Source organism: Bradyrhizobium aeschynomenes (assembly GCF_013178945.1).
Taxonomy (GTDB): Bacteria; Pseudomonadota; Alphaproteobacteria; order Rhizobiales; family Xanthobacteraceae; genus Bradyrhizobium; species Bradyrhizobium aeschynomenes.
The window spans coordinates 129,898-146,155 of the sequence record NZ_JABFDM010000013.1 but is presented as its reverse complement, the minus strand read 5'-3'; the positions used below and the strand labels follow the sequence as shown (position 1 = coordinate 146,155).

Sequence of the window (16,258 nt, the reverse complement as noted above, 5' to 3'; positions counted from 1 at the left end):
CAGCCACCGCCTCCCACCTCACGTCTCGTGACGACCGCGAACCGTCCCTCTTCATCGAGGCGGGATGGCCGGAAATGTGAAGGTGATTTGCCCGTCGGTGCAAGGGGGCACCGTGCGGCAAACTAACACGACGGGCAATCTGCGCATGGCGGGATTGCGGGAATGGCCCGTCGGGCAGATGTGCAACGGGCTACGACCGAATGACCCCGAGCGAGAGGCTGATGTCGAAGACCCGACGATGCCTCAACAAGGATCCGGACTCCTACTTCTATCTCGGAGCAGAAGCGCTGCAACTCGGGAAGGCGGGCTTCAAATGGCGGTGGTCTGACCACATTGGCTATGGGTTCCACGACGGCACCGTCCGCGCACTCCGCGCACACGGCTGCCCAGAAAGACCGCAGGGCCTCGCTACAGCTTCTTCCCGAAGCATACCGCCTCCGGCCTGCCGGCGTACTTGCCGTAGTTCGGGATACGTCGATAGCCGTGCTTGTCGTAGAACGCGACCGCACGCACGTTGACGAGACGCGTCTCCAACCAGATCGCCCGATAGCCGAACCCGGCCGCCGTCGTTTCGAGATGCCGCAGGATCGCCACGCCGACGCCTTGCGTGCCGGGACGCGCATACATCCGTTTCACCTCCGCAATTCCTGCCGCCAGGGGCCGCAGCGCGCCGCAGCCGACCGCCTGCCCTTCGCCATCACGCGCGACGACGAAGCACGCCTGCGGCCCGCGCACATCATCCGGGTCGAACGACGACCGGCCGCTATCGCCGGTGATGCGGGCGAGTGTCGCCGACAGCTCCGCCATCAGGGCATCGGAATCAGCCGCGGACGGGTTTTCCATTGCGATCGTCAACATGCAGCGCCGTGCGACTCATTCCACCACCATGCACGATGCCATAAGCGGTCGGGACGGCAAGCGCGATGACCGCGGCTTGCCGCCCCGCCTCGCGCATCATTCCAGCTCGATCGCCTGGTAAGTGCCGGTCTCGTCGAGCGCGGTGCCCCAGATCTTGTGCGAGGCCTGGTGCTCGGCGCGTCCGAAAGAGAGCTTGCTGCCGAGGCCGAGATCGATGCTCTGCATCGACTCCAGCGTATCGACCAGTCGCTCGGTGTCCAGCGGCGCCGTCTGCTTCAGCGCCTGGATCAGGATGCTCGCCGAGATGAAGCCCTCCAGCGAGGTGTAGTCAGGCGCTTCGCCGGGGAAGTACTTGGCCAGTGCGGTCTTGTAGTCGAGCACGAGGCTCGAATAGCCCGCGACCGAGGGAACGCCCTGCGTGACGATGACACCGTTGGTGTATTTGCTGCCGAGCAGCTTCAGCTCGGCGGCCAGCGACGACGATCCGACCGCCGAGATGTTGGCGTAGATCAATCCCGGCACCGCCTCGTGGGTCTTCTCGATGAACTTCGCTGCCGCGCGGTCGGTCGCGATCATGATCACGGCCTTGATCGCGGGCTTGGTCTGCGCCTTCAGCTTGCTGACGGCCTCGTCGACGTCCAGCGAGCCGCGCGGAAAGCCGTAGCGGATGATCGGGTCGTTGATGCCGAGCGAGCGGAAGGCCTTGGCGACGCCGTTGGCGCCGTCATCGCCATACGCATCGTTCTGCGCGAACACCGCGATCTGCTTCGCCGGAATGCGCTTGACCTTCATCAGATAGCGCACGATCGCGGCGGTCTCCTCCGCGTAGCTTGCACGATAGTTGAAGACGTAGCGGTCCGGCGGATCGCGGCGCACGACGGCGGAGCCGCTATAGGGTGCAAAGAACAGCGCGCGGCGCTCCAGCGCGTAAGGGATCGCAACCGCATTGTTGGCCGTGCCCATGTTGCCGATGAAGCCGAAGACCTGGTCCTTCTCGTACAGCTGGGTCATGGCGCCGAGCGTCCGCGTGGGATCATAGCCGTCGTCGGCAGCGACCAGCCGCAGCTTGCGGCCATTGATGCCGCCGGCATCATTGGTGCGGGCGAACGCCGTCTCGATGCCGAGCTTCATCTGCCGCGCGGACTCCTTGCGGACGCCGGAGAACGGAATGACGGTGCCGAAGCGGATCTCGGAATCGCTGACGCCGTGCGGAAGCGGTGGCGGCAGATTGGCGGTGGGCTGCGTCGCTGCGGCTGCGGTCGTGGGCGCCAGCGCGAAGGACAGCGTAGGAGCCGCGGACTGCTGCTGGCTCAGGGATCGCTCGAGCTCCGCCAATTGGCGCTCTGCGGTCTGGCAATTCACCTGCGAGGACGCGACCCGACCGCGGCCCTCGGCGATGTAGCTGTTGAAGCTGCGGATGAGCCCGTCGCGCTCGCCGCTGTTGGACGAGCCCTGACGGATCACCTCGCTGAACTGATCGATGATGGTCTGGACGCGCCCCTGGGCAATCTCGCGGCAGGTCGCGGCCTGACCGACGACCGGCCCGACGCGGGAGGCGAGATCACGAACGACATCGGGGGCAATGGGAGCAGCGGAAGCGGAAGACGCGAAGAAGCAGACTCCGAGAAGGAGCGCACACCAGCGAACGGTCATTTTTGAGCTATCCGTTTTCTTCTGATTGGTTGGCTATGTTCACTACGTGAGTCAGACAGGCATCGTATTAAGGACAGGTTGCATGACACCGCAATATCCATTCGTCCGATCGCCGGCCCCCTGGAACTTGCGGCACGCGACATCGCGCCACCCCGTTTCGGGCGACGTCGTGCAACGTCCCGGACTAACAACCCGCATGCTCGATTAGTTCTGAGAATCAACGGTTTGCCGAGGTGCGCGGCGGAAGGTGTAGCCGTCCCGCCGATGATGTCGATGCGGCGCCTGTGATGTATCCGGCCCGGCCCGGACGCGATCGGACGCCACGATGAAGTTGTTAGCAGTCTTAACCGGCGTTAACGCGAGAACATCAAATGCAGAGCGACGCTTTCAAGGCTGGGTCATCTTGCGTCCGACGGAGCGCGCCCCGCGACACGACCAGCGACGGCTTGCCGCAGTTCGGTATCGATAACGACAAGGTGAGGCGAATTTGACGGGAGCGACCGCTTGGCGCACGCGCAAGCCTCTGGCCCAGCGGGCGCTCTGACGATAGCAGCAGATCGCGGCTGCCGGTGCGCCGTGAGTGCGAGGGGATCCGTGATGCCGTGGAAGAATACGAGGATGGAGTTCGGCGCGATCGCGAAGTTCTTCCATTGGACCAGCGCGGCTGCGTTCATCGCGGCCTATGCCGTCGTGTACTACGTCATCTGGTTCATGGACGACACGGCGCCCGAAGTTCTGCCGGTGCTCAATGTCCATTGGGTGCTCGGTATCTTCGTCGGCGTCTCCGTCGTGCCGCGCCTGCTGTGGCGGCTCGTCAACGTGCAGCCCGATCAGCCGCATGCATCGCATGCCGAGGCATGGCTTGCGCACGCCGCGCATTTGGGGCTCTACGCCCTGCTGATCCTGATGCCGCTGACCGGCTATATCGGCACCGATGCCGCGACCGATTTCGGAGCGTTCGCGGTCCCGAGCTTCCGCGAGACCGCGCTGTTCGGCTGGATGGAATCCCGCTGGGCGCTATCCTGGGAGGCGTTCGAACCGCCCGTCGATGCGGTCCATCATTTCGTCGGCAAGTGGATCGCCTGGGTCGTGGTCGGCCTGCATGTCGCCGCGGCGCTGTTTCACCACGCCGTGCGCCGCGACGGCGTGCTGACGCGGATGTTGCCCGGGCGGCCGGCGGCGTGATGTCGTCGCCCGGATGAGGGCGGCGACGCGAGACCGTCTGCCGACCTACTTGTTCGGCAGGTTGGTCCTGATGTGCAACTCGCGGAGCTGCTTGGTGGTGGCTTCCGACGGCGCGCCCATCAGCAGGTCCATGGCCTGCTGATTCATCGGGAACAGCGAGATCTCGCGCAGGTTGGTGGTGCCGCAGAGCAGCATCACGATGCGGTCGACGCCGGCGGCCATGCCGCCATGCGGCGGGGCGCCGTACTGGAAGGCGCGGTACATGCCGCCGAAGCGGTCGACCACCTCCTGCTCGCCATAGCCCGCGATCTCGAACGCCTTCACCATCGCTTCCGGCTTGTGGTTACGGATACCGCCGGAGGCGATCTCGTAGCCGTTGCAGGCGATGTCGTACTGGAACGCCTTGATGGTCAGCGGGTCCTTGGTCTGCAACGCTTCCAGGCCGCCCTGCGGCATCGAGAACGGATTGTGCGAGAAGTCGACCTTCTTGTCGTCCTCGTTGTACTCGTACATCGGGAAGTCGACGATCCAGGCCAGCGCGAAGCGGTCCTTGTCGATCAGGTTCAATTCCTCGCCGACCTTGGTGCGGGCGAGGCCTGCGAACTTCCAGAACTTGTCGGGATCGCCAGCCACGAAGAAGGCGGCATCGCCCTCCTTGGTGCCGAGCTGCCTGCGGATCGCAGCCGTGCGCTCCGGACCGATGTTGTTGGCGAGCGGACCCGCGCCCTCGCCGCCCTCGCGCCACATGATGTAGCCGAGGCCGGGCTGGCCTTCGCCCTGCGCCCAGGAGTTCATGCGGTCGCAGAACGCGCGGCTGCCGCCACCCGGCGCCGGGATCGCCCAGACCTGATTCTTCGGGTCCTCGAGCATGCGCGCGAACACCTTGAAGCCGGAGCCGCGGAAGTGCTCGGAGACGTCCTGCATCTCGAGCGGATTGCGCAGGTCCGGCTTGTCGGTGCCGTATTTGCGCAGCGCCTCGGCGAACGGGATGCGCGGCCAGCCCTTGGTGACCGGCTTGCCCTTGGCAAAGTCCTCGAACACGCCGGTGATCACCGGCTCCATCGCCGCGAACACGTCCTCCTGCTCGACGAAGCTCATCTCGACGTCGAGCTGATAGAACTCGCCGGGCAGGCGGTCGGCGCGCGGGTCCTCGTCGCGGAAGCACGGCGCGATCTGGAAGTAGCGGTCGAAGCCCGACATCATCAAGAGCTGCTTGTACTGCTGCGGCGCCTGCGGCAGCGCGTAGAACTTGCCGGGATGGATGCGCGAGGGCACCAGGAAGTCGCGCGCGCCCTCCGGCGAGGACGCGGTCAGGATCGGCGTCTGGAATTCGAAGAAGCCCTGCTCCTTCATCCGCCGGCGCATCGAATCGATGATCGCGCCGCGGGTCATGATGTTCTGATGCAGCCTGTCGCGGCGCAGGTCGAGGAAGCGATACTTCAGCCGGATGTCCTCGGGGTAGTCCTGCTCGCCGAACACCGGCAGCGGCAGCTCGGCCGCGGGGCCGAGCACCTCGATGTCGGCGACGTAGAGCTCGACCTGCCCGGTCGGCAGCTCGGCATTCTCGGTGCCCTCGGGACGGTGACGGACCTTGCCTTCCATGCGCACGACCCATTCCGAGCGCAGCTTCTCGGCCAGCCCGAACGCCTTGGAGTCGGGATCGACGACGCATTGGGTGATGCCGTAATGGTCGCGCAGGTCGACGAACAGCACGCCGCCATGGTCGCGGATGCGATGGCACCAGCCGGACAGCCGGACCGTCTCTCCGATGTTGCTGTCGCGGAGCGCGCCGCAGGTATGGGTCCGGTAGCGATGCATGGTCGTCCTGAATGGTCGGCGTGAGGAAAAGGGAATCGGCGCAGCCGCGAAGGCGCATGGCCGAATGCGCGCTGGGTTTAGCCGAGCCGCCCCGGCGCGGCAACCGCAGGAACGGGCCTTTTCGGCTTCGCGCCGGATAAAGGCCGCCCGCCTCGACCCGCACTGCAACGTCGGCGCTGATGCCGAATTGAGCTGGCGCTGAAACGCTCATCTGACGGCCGTTTGGGCTCGAAAAGCGGCCGGCCCGCGCCTATCTTGGAGCCATGACCGTGCATTTCCCCTTCCAGAACTCCTACGCCGCGCTGCCGGACAATTTCTTTGCCCGGGTGGCGCCCACCCCGGTCGCCGCGCCGCGCCTGATCAAGCTCAACCGGCCGCTGGCCGAGGAGCTCGGGCTGAACCCGGCCGAGCTCGAGACGCCGGAGGGCGCCGAGATCCTGGCCGGCAAGACCGTGCCCGAAGGCGCCGAGCCGATCGCGATGGCCTATGCCGGGCACCAGTTCGGGCATTTCGTGCCGCAACTCGGCGACGGCCGGGCGGTGCTGCTCGGTGAAGTCGTCGACCGCAACGGCGTCCGCCGCGACATCCAGCTCAAGGGCTCCGGCCCGACCCCGTTCTCGCGACGGGGCGACGGCCGGGCGGCACTCGGGCCGGTCTTGCGCGAATACATCGTCAGCGAGGCCATGGCGGCGTTGGGCATTCCAACCACCCGGTCGCTGGCGGCCGTGGTCACCGGCGAGCAGGTCAATCGCGGCATCGCCCTGCCCGGCGCGGTGCTGACGCGCGTCGCCACCAGCCACATCCGGGTCGGCACGTTCCAATATTTCGCCGCACGCCAGGATACCGACGCGGTGCGCCGGCTCGCCGATCACGTCATCAGCCGGCACTATCCCGATCTCGCCGGCGCCGAGCGGCCGTATCATGCCCTGCTCGACGCGGTGATCGCACGCCAGGCCAAGCTGATTGCCGATTGGCTGCTGGTCGGGTTCATCCACGGCGTCATGAACACCGACAACACCTCCGTCTCGGGCGAAACCATCGATTACGGCCCCTGCGCCTTCATGGACGCCTATGATCCGAAGCAGGTGTTCTCCTCGATCGACGAGTTCGGCCGCTATGCCTTCGCCAACCAGCCGCGCATCGCGCTGTGGAACCTGACCCGGCTGGCCGAATGCCTGCTGCCGCTGTTCGGCGACGACAAGGACCAGGCGATCAAGCAGGCCGAGGCTGCGCTCGACGGTTTTGCGGCTCAGTTCACCGAGGCGCACCAGACGGGCCTGCGCCGAAAGCTCGGCCTGTTCTCTCAGCGCGAGGGCGACCAGCCGCTGGCCCAGGCACTGTTCGACACCATGGCCGCGGCCAAGGTCGATTTCACCCTGACGTTCCGCCGACTCAGCGACGCCGCGGGTAGCGGTGATCTCGGCGAGGTCCGCGCCCTGTTCGAGGATCCCGCAGGGTTCGACGAATGGGCCGCCCGCTGGCAGCAGCGGCTGGCATTGGAATCGCAAACCCCGGCCGAGCGGCGCGAGGCCATGCGCAAGGTCAACCCGGCCTTCATCCCGCGCAACCACCGCATCGAGGCGGTCATCACCGCGGCGGTCGAGAATGACGACTACGCGCCGTTCGAGGAGCTGCATGCGGTGCTGGCAAAGCCCTATGACGACCAGCCGGATCGCGCCGATTACGCCGAGCCGCCGCAGCCGGAAGAGCGCGTGCTGCAGACCTTCTGCGGCACCTGACACGCAGTCTTAACTTCGCGTCCACCATCGCCTTGACCACGCCGGGGTCCTTAAGAAACGATCAACGCAGCCCCGACAAGTTGAAGCAACAACTCGGGGAGGTCGCGAAGGTGGACGCGCTGGTGTTCGAATTCATGGGTCTGGCGATGATCGCGCTGTGCCTGATCGTGCTCGCGGTGCCCTCCGGGCGGCGGCCCTCGGGCCGCGTCAGGCACCACTGACAGGCCTCCAGGCCGGGTCATCATCAAACATAGAGCGATCGACTGACACCGCGGCGCTTGCGTTCGGGGCGGATTGGGCCGACAAGCGGAGATGAATTTCGTCTCGTACCCTTTGCCGACACCCTTGACTTGTCAGCGTTTTCGGACGACGGCGTAAGAGCCTCGTCATGGATCGTTCATGGACTTGATCACGACCACCGCGGACCTCGCAGCCGCCTGCGCCCGCCTCGCCCAGCACCCGGTCATCACCGTCGATACCGAGTTCCTGCGGGAAACCACCTACTACCCGCTGCTCTGCGTCGTGCAGATGGCGAGCCCGGACGAAGCCGTGGTGATCGACGCGCTCGCCGAGGGCATCGATCTCAAGGCGTTCTTCGAGCTGATGGCCAATGAGAAGGTCCTGAAGGTCTTCCACGCCGCCCGCCAGGACATCGAGATCATCTGGCACCGGGCCGGCATCGTGCCGCACCCGATCTTCGATACCCAAGTCGCTGCGATGGTGCTGGGATACGGCGACAGCATCGCCTATGACCAGCTGGTCGAGCGCATCACCGGCCACCGCCCCGACAAGACCCATCGCTTCACCGACTGGTCCCGCCGGCCGCTGACCAAGGAGCAGGCGCATTACGCCGAGGCCGACGTCACCCACCTGCGCGACGTGTTCGCTGCCCTCGACGCCGACCTGAAGAAGCGCGGCCGCAGCGACTGGGTCAGCGAGGAGATGGAGATCCTGACCTCGCCCAAGACCTACGATTTCCATCCCGAGCGCGCCTGGGAACGGCTGAAGACCCGCGTCCGCAAGCCCAAGGAGCTCGCGGTGCTGATCGAGGTCGCCGCCTGGCGCGAGCAGGAGGCGCAGAGCCGCGACGTGCCGCGCAGCCGTGTCATGAAGGACGATGCCGTCGGCGACATCGCCACCCACGCGCCGACCTCGATCGAGAAGCTCGGCAATCTCCGCTCGCTGCCCAAGGGCTTCGAGCGCTCCAAATGGGGGTCCGACATCGTCGCCGCCGTGCAGCGCGGGCTGGCCCGCGATCTCGCGGCCCTGCCCAAGCTGGAGAAGCCGCGCAACAACTCCAACGGCGCCGCGATCGTCGAGCTGCTCAAGGTGCTGCTGCGCATGACCTCGGAGCGCCATGCCGTCGCCAGCAAGGTCATCGCCACCGTCGACGATCTCGAGCAGATCGCCGCGGACGATCATGCCGACGTTGCTGCACTGCAGGGCTGGCGGCGGGAGCTGTTCGGCGAGGCCGCGCTGGCGCTGAAGCATGGCAAGCTCGCGCTCGCCATCGACAAGGGCCGCGTCGTCAGGGTCGACCGGGCCTGAGCGCCCGCATTGGGCTCGACGTCCCCTCCGGGGCGTTTACCCAGTTGATTGCGGACCGCGTGGCAAGCGGCCACGGTCGGCGCACGTCATTTGGAATCGGACGGCCCCCTCAACTCTGCCGCGATTGTCTGGGACACCTCGACCAGAGCCAACGAAAGGATATAGGCGCTGGTCGGCAGGTCGAGCTGGCGCGCCTTCGCAATGGCCGCCTGGAGGCTGCTCGCCAGCTCTTTGAGCTCTTCCTCTCGGGTCATGTCATGGTCTCGGTGCTGGAGCTGCCCGTGTGAGCAAAGACGATTGCGAGCCGCCGGAACAGAAGCTGCTGCGGCTGCTCAGCGAAAATCCTGTTGATTTGCACGTCGTCGAGGCGCTGCGCCTGGTCGTTGCATTCAACAAGATCAGCAACCCGTCCGATCGCCGCATGGTCATCGATCTGGCTGAACGGCTCGCCGGCGGCTGACGCCGGCGCAGCTCCTGCCGCTCAGACCGCCAGCCGGCCGCTCGCGGCCATCAGTTCGGCGCTGTCGACCACGCCGGCAAAATTGCTGATCACCCGGGTGACGACCAGCTTATAGGAGGCGACGTCACCGACGCACGCCTGACGGCAGGCCACCGCATCCCCGATCACCTGATATCGGTGGCTGCGATGATAGCCGTCGACGACGGTCGAGAGGATGGTCTCGTCCAGCGAGAAGCCGAGCACGACGCAGCGGATGCTGCGCATGTTCGACATGTAGTCGGCGAACCGCGCCGAGCTGTAGGCCGACGGCAGCGGGTGCTCGAAGGCGATCTCTCCCGGCTTCGGCTTGAAGTCGTCGAGCCAGTTGGTGAGGTTCGAAGCCGGATTGAACCAGGCCGCCTGCGCGATCCGCTTGAGATGGATGACGGGCCAGAGATTGTCCCGCCACAACGCGATCAACTGCCGGCAGCGCGCCATGGTGGCGTCGCCGTCGGCGATCAGGTGCTTGCGTCCCTCAGTGAGATATTCGCACTGCAGGTCGGCGCACACCAGAACCGGCGGATCCGTCTCGGTCGCGCCGAACAGATCGCGGTTCCCCATCACGGTCTCGCTGCAGCAAAATCGCGCAGAGGCGAGGACGCCGGCCGCCCGGCAGACAGATCGAGCACGCCCGGCCGATCCCAATCACCCTCGGGCCGGATGATCATGTAGGGATCGCTGTCGAGCGTGATCGCGTCGTCGCACGGCTCGAGATCCAGCACCATCTCGGTGTAGGAGAAATCGGAGAAGGTGAGCTTGCGGTTGTGACCGAGCGGCCTGGCGCCGAAATGCGCCCAGAAATCGACCAGGCGATCCTGCGCATGACCATAGGCCTTCTTGAAGCCCTTGCGCCTGCAGTAGTCGAGCGCCTCCCGCACCAGCTTGAACGACAACCGCGACCGCCGGTATTGATGACGGACCGCGAGACGTTCGACCTTGGCGAACTCGCCGAAGAAGCGCACGCGCACGCAGCCGGCCGGTTCCTTGCCGACGAAGCCGAGGAAATGCGCCGCGACGAGATCGTTCCCGTCGAACTCCTCCTCCATCGGACAATCCTGCTCGGTCAGATAGACCGCCGACCGGATCGCCGTGACGAGCATCAAATCGTTCGGATCTCGTGCGATGCGCACCGTGATCGTGCGCGGGCCAGACTTCGTCGTCCTGACTGAACTAATGCCGTGCATCCGCAAGACTCCCTTTTTCGCAATTCGTGGTCGATTGAATGGAAGGCGCGATCACGTCGGGCAGCCGGTTCCAAGGCCGCTGGTACCACCAGAGGTCCGGCTGAAAGCTCGCAACTGGCGCGAACCCGAGCGCGCCGAGGAACGCCCGCCCCTCCGGGCTCGAGGGCTGGGCGTAGTAGTCGGCTGCATGGTACCGCGGTCCGCGCAGCGTCCGCGCGACATTGCCGAGCCCGATCGCGCCTCGTCCCTGCGCCACCAGCGCCCAGACGTAGATGGCCGCGACCTCCTCGCCCGGCCGCGCCAGATATCGGCGCGGCGGATCGTTCAAATTGAAATCGTCGAGCAGCAGCGCATCCAGGCCGGCGCAGTTCAGATAAAGGAACGCGATGCCGCCCAACAGGGCTCGGCCGCGACAGAGCACGAAGATCGAGTCCGGATCGTGCCGCAAGAACTCCGCAAGCTCCGCCTCGGACGCGCGCACGCCCGGGATCTCCCGCCGCGCCAGCGCCGCGAGCTCGCCGAGCCGATCCGAGGTGACCGCCTGCGCGGTGATCAGATCAGTGCAGGGCAATGCGTCGAGCTGATGTCGCACTGTGAATTCTGTGCTTCCGCGCTGCAGGTTCTGCATCTATGTTTCCAGCTTGGCTTTGATGACGTCATCATACTTGTCGGGGCTGGAGTGTATGCGGCAACATTTGCATCGGGGTGCTGCATCTACGCAGCGCGGGAAATCTGACGAAACGCTTAATGCCTCGTGGGAAGATTTAAGAGCATTTCTCCTTTGCACGCGGCACAAGAGCTTCAGGAACGCGGCGGAGGTTCTCGGACTGACCGGCACCACGCTGATGCGCAAGATCGACCGGCTCGAGGACGAGCTCGGATGCAAGCTCTTCATCCGCGATCAGTCCGGGCTTTCGCTGACCGACGAGGGCCGGTCGCTGCTGTTCGACGTCGAGCAGATGGAACGGCTGAGCTTCAACATCTTCCGTCGCGCCTCGTTGTCGACCGATACGCAAGGATCGGTGCGCGTCGCCGTGACTGAAGGCCCCGGCAATTTCTGGGTCCTGCCGCGGCTGATCGATTTTCAGAAGACGTATCGCAGGATCACCGTCGATCTGAGCTGCGCCATGCAGCAGGCCGATGTCTCACGGCTCGAGGCCGACATCTCGATCCAGTTCGAGCGGCCGACCAATCCGGACGTGATCGTCACCAAGCTCGGCCGGCTGCACATCTACGGCTTCGTGTCGGAATCCTATCGCGAGGCTCATGGCCTGCCGGCCTCATTGGCCGACCTCAGGAACCACCGCATCATCAAGCAGCACGGCGTGCAGCTCGACGAGACCGGCTATGCGCGCATCCTCGGATTGGAATCGCTCGAAGGGATCGTCGGCATCTCCACCAATTCAAGCGTGGCGGTGCTCTACGCGGTCGAGCGCGGCGCCGGCATCGGCTTTCTTCCGACATCTGCGGTCGCGCTAGGCGCGCCGCTGGTTCCGGTCGATCTCGGCATCAACTACCACATGGATCTGTGGCTGACCTATCACAAGGAGTTTCGCACCTCTGATCGGCACAAGGTGGTCATCGATTGGCTCAAGCGCATCTTCGATCCGAAGGTTCACGCCTGCTTCCGCGATGATTTCATCCACCCCCTCGATCTCGTGCCGATGATGACCGAGGCGCGCCACGTCGTCGGCTTCAACGACTATGTGGCACCGAGGCCGGTGGGATCGCCTACCATTTGAGCTCGACGCCCAGCGTGCCCTGATGCGACTGCAGCGCCGAGCGCAGCTTGGCATCGTAGTTCAGGTAAAGGCGCGCCGTGCTGCTCAGGGAGAGCGACAGCGCCGCGCCGGCGTCGGCGCCATAGCGTCCTTCGCCGAGCCCTTGCAGCGTGATGCTCTGCACGCCGAGGCTGACGGTGACCGTGCCGAGATTCTGCGTGAAGTTGTCGACGAACTTGCCGTAGGCGGAGACGTCGAGAATCCTGCCGTCGACGACGAAATAGCGGCCGACCTCGGCGCCGACCAGGACACGGCCGCGCTCCAGCGACGTGCCGCTGACCGACAGCGGGTCGAGCCCGCCGGTTTCCTGGAACGCAGCGGTCGTGGCGCGCGCATATTCGAAGGCGAGCTTCGGAACCACGCGGCTCTCGCCGAAGCTCCAGTAGTAGTCGAGCTCGCTCAGAACCCCCGTGATGTGGGCGCCATAGACGGAGGTCGTCGCACCGAGGATGGTATCGCGCCGCGCATTGATGCCGCCGAAGCCGTGGACGATGGCAATCGCCCAGGTCCACGGGCCGTGGTCGACGGAAGCGTTGAATCCGAGCTGGGTCAGGTCCAGCGCTGCCGACTGCAGCGCCAGCGGCACGTCGACTCGGGTCCGGCTCTGGTCGATCGACAGCCCGACGTTGACACCGGGTGCGAGCCGCATGCCGATACCGGCGACGCCGCCCCACGTCACCCTCTTGTCGCCCACGAAGTCACCTTGAGCGTTGGAACGAGCCGTCACGCCATAGGCTTCGGCCCAGCTCCGGAACCGGGGCTGCTCCGACGCCCCGGAGGCACCACCGCCACCGGGATTGCTTCGCTGCAGCCGGCTGCCGCCAAACGTCGCCTGATTGCCGAGCCGTTCGAGGAAATTCGACCCGAGGTCGAGCACCGTTCGTCCGGATGAGAGATCGGAACTGACGGCACTCGGAATCGGGCTCGGCGAAGGGCTGGGCGTCGGAGCCGGCGTTGGACTTGCGGCGACGCTCGGAAGGCTCGCGGCATCAGTCGCACTCGTCGCCAGACAACCGGCGGCGAGCGCAACAACGAACGACACGGCTACGAACGCGCCGGTGCACGGTCGTCCGTCCCGTCCAAGCTGAAATGGTCCCCGCATCGGCTCTGTCCGCCGCCCGCTCAAATCTGTCTAAATGTGGCCGAATGATTTGCCTGTAGTTCCCGAGCGCGGTCAATCGCGATCGGCTTCGCCAAGCCTGCCGTCCGACGAATTGTGGTTCCAACGCCACAACGACGGCGGTGACAAGCTCCTGCAACCGCGACTCCGCGACGCGTTCTCATCTCGCGCCCCAACTTGATATCGATGAGAAATCGTGTTGCAATCCCAGCAACAATCGGATTTGGCCGTTCGACTGTGCGTTTCGTGAATTCGAAAATCCAGCAGACTTCGGAAAGCCCGCTTGTGGCGTGGCACGCGAGAGCGTGACCGCGTCTTTTTTTCGTCTAGACGAGGAGACGGCGATGCCGACCTACAAAGGCAGCGTGAAATGGTTCAACCCGACCAAGGGATATGGCTTCATCAAACCGACCGGCGGGGACAAGGACGTGTTCGTCCACATCTCGGCCGTGGAGCGCGCGGGGCTGACCACGCTCAACGAAAACCAGCCGATCGAATACGATCTCGTGGAGAGCCGGGGAAAGACGTCGGCGGAGAACCTGAAGCTCTCTTGAGGTGCTCAGGCGCCGGGCGTCGTTGCCTACGCCGGTCTCGACCAACGAGGTCCGCGCAAGACTAACTCCGCGCGGATGATCAGACTTCGTCAGCCCCTTGATGTGCCCCCGGCCCTGCCGGGGATTTTTTTGTCCGGCTGTGGCAATGAGCTGCACGCGACCGTCTCTGCGTTGAGAGGCCCCCTCACCGAGCGAGCCTGCGAATGGGGCGGCGATGCCCTCTCAAGGGAAGAGGGCGCTGTATCGCGCAATCGTGCCGCAGAGCCCGTCAGTGCTTTTGCACTAATCCAAGTTCGTGCATTGCCCATGAATTCGCCCTCTCCCCTCGTGGAAGAGAGCTACACGGACGCCGGCGTGGTCCTCACAATGACGGGTTCTCTCCGCGAGAGAGCACCGTCTTAGATGGAGGCCAACAGACAACACGCAGAGCGACTACGAGACCACCGGCCAGATCATCATCTGATCCGCCTGTGTCGTCGCGGCCGTACGGCAGAGGTCGCCTTCCAGCCGCACCTGATCCCTTGCCAGCAGCTTGAGCGCCTCCGGATAGATCCGATGCTCGACGCCGAGAATGCGCTGCGACAGCGTATCGGGCGTATCATTGTCCCTGACCACCACAGCGCCCTGCATGACGATCGGTCCCGCATCCGTCTCGGGGATGACGAAATGCACGGTCGCGCCGGACAGCTTCACGCCGGCGCGCAGCGCCTGGCCGTGCGGATCGAGGCCTGGGAACGACGGCAGCAGCGACGGATGGATGTTCAGCATCCGGCCATACCAGTGCTGGACGAACTCCGCCGTGAATAGCCGCATGAAGCCGGCGAGGCAGATGATCTCGATGCCCCGCGCATCCAACGCCGTCTGCAGCTTGGCTTCGAAGCCCGCCCGGTCCTTACCGAACGGCTTGCTTTCGATGACCTCGACGGCGATGCCGCTCTCCGCCGCCTTTTGCAGACCGGCGGCGTCGGCGCGGTTGGAGATGACGACGGCGATCTCGGCCGGAAAATCCGACTGCGTGGCCGCTCGGATCAGCGCGGCCATGTTGGACCCACGGCCGGAAATCAGGATGGCGACGCGGCGCTTCATCTCGTCACTCGTCTCACAGGGACAGGTCGAGCGCGCCGGTATAGATCACGCGCTCGTCGCCTGCGGCAGCAACGACCTCGCCGAGCCGTGCGACGTGCTCGCCATTGGCGGTGAACACCTCGGTCACGGCATCGACGGCCTCGGCCTTGACGATCACGATCATGCCGATCCCGCAATTGAAGGTGCGGAGCAGCTCGCGCTCGGCAATGCCACCCTGCTCCGCCAGCCATTTGAATACCGGCAGCACCGGCAGATGCGCCAGGTCGATCGAGACGCCGAGGTGCTTCGGCAGCACGCGCGGAATGTTGTCGGTGAAGCCGCCGCCTGTGATGTGCGCCAGCCCCTTCACCGCGCCGGTCTCGCGGATCGCACGCAGACAGGATTTCACGTACAGCCGGGTCGGCGTCAGCAGCGCCGCTCCCAGGGTCAGGACCGGCGCAAACGGCGCAGGGGCATCGAAACCGAGGCCGGACTGGGCAACGATTTTGCGTACCAGCGAATAGCCGTTCGAATGCACGCCCGACGACGCGAGCCCCAGCACCACATCGCCAGCGGCAATGTCCGGCGACGGCAGCAACGTGCCACGCTCGGCCGCGCCGACCGCAAAGCCGGCGAGATCATAGTCACCATCCTTGTAGAGGCCCGGCATCTCCGCGGTCTCGCCGCCGATCAGGGCACAGCCGGACTCCCGGCAGCCCTCGGCGACGCCTGCCACGATCGACGCGGTCGCCTCGGGATCGAGCTTGCCGCAGGCAAAGTAGTCGAGGAAGAACAGCGGCTCGGCGCCCTGCACCACCAGGTCGTTGACCGACATGGCGACCAGATCGATGCCGATCCCGCCATGCAGCCCCGTCTCGATCGCGATCTTCACCTTGGTGCCGACCCCATCGGTGGCCGCCACCAGCACCGGATCCTTGAAGCCGGCCGCCTTCAGGTCGAACAGGCCGCCGAAGCCGCCGATCTCGGCATCCGCGCCAGCGCGCGCGGTGGCGCGCACCATGGGCTTGATCATATCGACCAGACGATTGCCGGCATCGATATCGACGCCCGAATCTGCATAAGTGAGCCCGTTCTTGCGCTCGGTCATGGTCAAAACCCCTAATCTGGCCGCTGGTTACGTCGGAATCCGGCCGCGCGCAATGGCTCGCAAGGGGCTCGTCCCCATACTATCTAGGAACCGGACCGGTTCGCCCCGCTTCGGAATCGGGTTGGATTTTGATCGAGTTGTCGTCG

The 16,258-nt window shown here is 65.3% G+C and carries 17 protein-coding genes; 7 read left to right on the top strand and 10 right to left on the bottom strand.

Annotated elements, in window-relative coordinates; genetic code table 11:
• Nucleotides 1–408 precede the first annotated feature (408 nt).
• Both HL666_RS28995 and HL666_RS28990 read right to left on the bottom strand, forming a co-directional pair.
• The gene (locus tag HL666_RS28995) at nt 409–858 is read right to left on the bottom strand and encodes a GNAT family N-acetyltransferase (RefSeq protein ID WP_172109311.1); all 450 of its coding nucleotides are present in this window, start codon (nt 856–858) and stop codon (nt 409–411) included.
• A gap of 96 nt (nt 859–954) precedes the next feature.
• Entirely contained in the window at nt 955–2,511 is a 1,557-nt protein-coding gene (locus HL666_RS28990) for an ABC transporter substrate-binding protein (RefSeq protein WP_172184943.1), read from the bottom strand.
• Between the two features lie 597 nt (nt 2,512–3,108).
• Between HL666_RS28990 and HL666_RS28985 the strand changes: the two genes are divergently transcribed.
• Entirely contained in the window at nt 3,109–3,696 is a 588-nt protein-coding gene (locus HL666_RS28985; protein WP_172184941.1) for a cytochrome b, read from the top strand.
• Between the two features lie 45 nt (nt 3,697–3,741).
• Here HL666_RS28985 and aspS read toward each other — a convergent pair whose 3' ends face one another.
• Nucleotides 3,742–5,514: an aspartate--tRNA ligase gene (gene aspS, locus HL666_RS28980; RefSeq protein ID WP_172184939.1), complete on the bottom strand. Its 1,773-nt coding sequence runs from the start codon at nt 5,512–5,514 to the stop codon at nt 3,742–3,744.
• Nucleotides 5,515–5,777: 263 nt separating this feature from the next.
• Between aspS and HL666_RS28975 the strand changes: the two genes are divergently transcribed.
• The 3 genes from HL666_RS28975 to rnd all read left to right on the top strand — a co-directional run bounded on the left by HL666_RS28975 (nt 5,778) and on the right by rnd (nt 8,801).
• The gene (locus HL666_RS28975; protein WP_172184937.1) at nt 5,778–7,253 is read left to right on the top strand and encodes a protein adenylyltransferase SelO; all 1,476 of its coding nucleotides are present in this window, start codon (nt 5,778–5,780) and stop codon (nt 7,251–7,253) included.
• 80 nt (nt 7,254–7,333) lie between these two features.
• The gene (locus HL666_RS28970; RefSeq protein WP_172184801.1) at nt 7,334–7,474 is read left to right on the top strand and encodes a hypothetical protein; all 141 of its coding nucleotides are present in this window, start codon (nt 7,334–7,336) and stop codon (nt 7,472–7,474) included.
• A gap of 178 nt (nt 7,475–7,652) precedes the next feature.
• Nucleotides 7,653–8,801 (top strand): ribonuclease D, encoded by a 1,149-nt coding sequence (gene rnd, locus HL666_RS28965; RefSeq protein WP_172109315.1) that lies wholly within the window; start codon nt 7,653–7,655, stop codon nt 8,799–8,801.
• An 86-nt stretch (nt 8,802–8,887) separates the two neighbouring features.
• Here rnd and HL666_RS28960 read toward each other — a convergent pair whose 3' ends face one another.
• Nucleotides 8,888–9,055, bottom strand: coding sequence for a hypothetical protein (locus HL666_RS28960; protein WP_172109316.1), 168 nt, complete (start codon nt 9,053–9,055; stop codon nt 8,888–8,890).
• A gap of 29 nt (nt 9,056–9,084) precedes the next feature.
• Between HL666_RS28960 and HL666_RS28955 the strand changes: the two genes are divergently transcribed.
• Nucleotides 9,085–9,261: a hypothetical protein gene (locus HL666_RS28955; RefSeq protein ID WP_172109317.1), complete on the top strand. Its 177-nt coding sequence runs from the start codon at nt 9,085–9,087 to the stop codon at nt 9,259–9,261.
• 21 nt (nt 9,262–9,282) lie between these two features.
• On the opposite strand, the gene HL666_RS28950 is transcribed toward HL666_RS28955, so the two are convergent.
• From HL666_RS28950 to HL666_RS28940, 3 genes are read right to left on the bottom strand one after another with little or no spacing between them, the layout of a single operon-like run.
• The gene (locus tag HL666_RS28950) at nt 9,283–9,861 is read right to left on the bottom strand and encodes an isochorismatase family protein (protein WP_172109318.1); all 579 of its coding nucleotides are present in this window, start codon (nt 9,859–9,861) and stop codon (nt 9,283–9,285) included.
• Nucleotides 9,861–10,484: a GNAT family N-acetyltransferase gene (locus HL666_RS28945; RefSeq protein WP_172109319.1), complete on the bottom strand. Its 624-nt coding sequence runs from the start codon at nt 10,482–10,484 to the stop codon at nt 9,861–9,863. Before HL666_RS28945 ends, HL666_RS28950 begins: the two co-directional genes overlap by 1 nt.
• A complete protein-coding gene (locus HL666_RS28940; protein WP_172184935.1) occupies nt 10,471–11,112 on the bottom strand; it encodes a hypothetical protein in 642 nt (213 codons plus the stop codon). The genes HL666_RS28945 and HL666_RS28940 overlap by 14 nt, the downstream gene beginning before the upstream one ends.
• A 55-nt stretch (nt 11,113–11,167) precedes the next feature.
• On the opposite strand from HL666_RS28940, the gene HL666_RS28935 reads away from it, so the two are divergent.
• On the top strand, nt 11,168–12,226 hold the full coding sequence (locus HL666_RS28935) for a LysR family transcriptional regulator (protein WP_172184933.1): 1,059 nt from the start codon (nt 11,168–11,170) through the stop codon (nt 12,224–12,226).
• Here the strand turns inward: HL666_RS28935 and HL666_RS28930 are convergent.
• A complete protein-coding gene (locus tag HL666_RS28930) occupies nt 12,216–13,367 on the bottom strand; it encodes an autotransporter outer membrane beta-barrel domain-containing protein (RefSeq protein ID WP_172184931.1) in 1,152 nt (383 codons plus the stop codon). The two genes, HL666_RS28935 and HL666_RS28930, sit on opposite strands and share 11 nt — an antisense overlap.
• 362 nt (nt 13,368–13,729) lie before the next feature.
• Here HL666_RS28930 and HL666_RS28925 point away from each other — a divergent pair, with 362 nt between their 5' ends.
• Nucleotides 13,730–13,939, top strand: a complete 210-nt coding sequence (locus HL666_RS28925) for a cold-shock protein (RefSeq protein ID WP_008961173.1) — start codon at nt 13,730–13,732, stop codon at nt 13,937–13,939.
• 432 nt (nt 13,940–14,371) lie between these two features.
• Here the strand turns inward: HL666_RS28925 and purN are convergent, their stop codons facing one another.
• On the bottom strand, nt 14,372–15,025 hold the full coding sequence (purN, locus tag HL666_RS28920; protein ID WP_172184929.1) for a phosphoribosylglycinamide formyltransferase: 654 nt from the start codon (nt 15,023–15,025) through the stop codon (nt 14,372–14,374).
• Nucleotides 15,026–15,038: 13 nt separating this feature from the next.
• Nucleotides 15,039–16,112 (bottom strand): phosphoribosylformylglycinamidine cyclo-ligase, encoded by a 1,074-nt coding sequence (purM, locus tag HL666_RS28915; protein WP_172184927.1) that lies wholly within the window; start codon nt 16,110–16,112, stop codon nt 15,039–15,041.
• Nucleotides 16,113–16,258: the final 146 nt, after the last annotated feature.

Bases quoted from the DNA above. Each gene is read 5' to 3' on its own strand.
- HL666_RS28945 (WP_172109319.1), bottom strand. From the start codon at position 10,484: ATGCACGGCATTAGTTCAGTCAGGACGACGAAGTCTGGCCCGCGCACG.
- HL666_RS28990 (WP_172184943.1), bottom strand. From the start codon at position 2,511: ATGACCGTTCGCTGGTGTGCGCTCCTTCTCGGAGTCTGCTTCTTCGCG.
- purN (WP_172184929.1), bottom strand. From the start codon at position 15,025: ATGAAGCGCCGCGTCGCCATCCTGATTTCCGGCCGTGGGTCCAACATG.
- HL666_RS28975 (WP_172184937.1), top strand. From the start codon at position 5,778: ATGACCGTGCATTTCCCCTTCCAGAACTCCTACGCCGCGCTGCCGGAC.
- purM (WP_172184927.1), bottom strand. From the start codon at position 16,112: ATGACCGAGCGCAAGAACGGGCTCACTTATGCAGATTCGGGCGTCGAT.
- aspS (WP_172184939.1), bottom strand. From the start codon at position 5,514: ATGCATCGCTACCGGACCCATACCTGCGGCGCGCTCCGCGACAGCAAC.
- HL666_RS28950 (WP_172109318.1), bottom strand. From the start codon at position 9,861: ATGGGGAACCGCGATCTGTTCGGCGCGACCGAGACGGATCCGCCGGTT.
- rnd (WP_172109315.1), top strand. From the start codon at position 7,653: ATGGACTTGATCACGACCACCGCGGACCTCGCAGCCGCCTGCGCCCGC.
- HL666_RS28985 (WP_172184941.1), top strand. From the start codon at position 3,109: ATGCCGTGGAAGAATACGAGGATGGAGTTCGGCGCGATCGCGAAGTTC.
- HL666_RS28960 (WP_172109316.1), bottom strand. From the start codon at position 9,055: ATGACCCGAGAGGAAGAGCTCAAAGAGCTGGCGAGCAGCCTCCAGGCG.
- HL666_RS28925 (WP_008961173.1), top strand. From the start codon at position 13,730: ATGCCGACCTACAAAGGCAGCGTGAAATGGTTCAACCCGACCAAGGGA.
- HL666_RS28940 (WP_172184935.1), bottom strand. From the start codon at position 11,112: ATGCAGAACCTGCAGCGCGGAAGCACAGAATTCACAGTGCGACATCAG.
- HL666_RS28930 (WP_172184931.1), bottom strand. From the start codon at position 13,367: ATGCGGGGACCATTTCAGCTTGGACGGGACGGACGACCGTGCACCGGC.
- HL666_RS28995 (WP_172109311.1), bottom strand. From the start codon at position 858: ATGTTGACGATCGCAATGGAAAACCCGTCCGCGGCTGATTCCGATGCC.
- HL666_RS28935 (WP_172184933.1), top strand. From the start codon at position 11,168: ATGCGGCAACATTTGCATCGGGGTGCTGCATCTACGCAGCGCGGGAAA.